This window comes from Hydrogenophaga sp. (genome assembly GCF_051007235.1).
In the GTDB taxonomy this organism is placed as follows: Bacteria; Pseudomonadota; Gammaproteobacteria; order Burkholderiales; family Burkholderiaceae_C; genus Hydrogenophaga.
Genome location: NZ_JBPCSJ010000341.1, coordinates 1 through 1,127, shown reverse-complemented (window position 1 = coordinate 1,127; position 1,127 = coordinate 1). Strand labels below are relative to the sequence as shown.

At 67.7% G+C, this 1,127-nt stretch carries 1 protein-coding gene; it reads right to left on the bottom strand.

Annotated features, from left to right (window positions below; genetic code table 11):
• Positions 1-29 precede the first annotated feature (29 nt).
• Positions 30-1,127 (bottom strand): bifunctional UDP-N-acetylglucosamine diphosphorylase/glucosamine-1-phosphate N-acetyltransferase GlmU (glmU, locus tag ACR2JA_RS12180; protein WP_434009346.1); only part of this gene is annotated, 1,098 nt, incomplete at its 5' end.

Sequence of the window (1,127 nt, the reverse complement as noted above, 5' to 3'; positions counted from 1 at the left end):
GGGTAAAGCAAAACCAGGGGCGAGATGCTTCAGGCTTTGGGCTTTTTGGTGGGGCGAGCCCAATTCGCGATGCTGATCTGCTTGCCGCGCGCCACGCTCAGCGAACCGGGTTCGGTGCTCTTGGTGATGGTGGAGCCGCCGCCCACGGTGCCGCCTGCCCCAATCGTCACCGGGGCTACCAGCACGCAGTTGCTGCCGATGTGGACGTCGGCCTCGATCACCGTGCGGTGCTTGTTGGCCCCGTCGTAGTTGGCCGTGATGCTGCCCGCACCGTAGTTCACCCGCTCGCCCACGGTGGCGTCGCCCAGGTAGGCCAGGTGGTTGGCCTTGGCGCCCGCGGCCAGCGTTGAGTTTTTCACTTCCACGAAGTTGCCGATGTGCACCTCGGCCCCCAGCTGCGCACCGGGGCGCAGACGGGCGAACGGGCCAATCAAGGAGCCCGCGCCCACGCTCACGCCCAGCTTTTCACCGTCGATGTGGGTGAAGGGATGGATCACCGCGCCGTCGGCGATCTGCGCGTTGGCGATCACGCAGTTCGCGCCGATGCGCACGCCATTGCCCAGCTGCACCCGGCCTTCGAAGACACAGTTGACGTCGATTTCCACGTCCTGACCGCAGACCAGTTCGCCGCGCACATCGAAACGGGCCGGGTCGGCCAGGCGCACGCCCTGTTCCATGAAGGCGTCGGCCAGGCGGTGCTGGTGGGCGCGTTCCAGCTCGGCCAGCTGCACCGGGCTGTTGACACCCGCCACCTGCACCGCGTCGGCGATGCGGTGGGCCTTGACGGTCTGGCCATCGGCCACGGCGAACTTCACCACGTCGGTCAGGTAGTACTCGTTCTGCGCGTTGCGGTTGTCCAGTCGCGCCAGCCAGCCGCGCAACAGCCGCGTGGGCACGGCCATGATGCCGCTGTAGATCTCGGTGATGGCCTTTTGCGCTTCGTTCGCGTCCTTCTGCTCCACGATGGCCTGCACCGCGCCGTCCGTGTTGCGCACGATGCGGCCGTAGCCGGTGGGGTTGGCCATGTCCAGCGTGAGCAGGGCCAGGTGCTGGCCGCCGCACAGGTCGATCAGGGCCTGCAGCGTGTCGGCGCGCGTCAGCGGCACGTCGCCCGACAGCACCAGGGT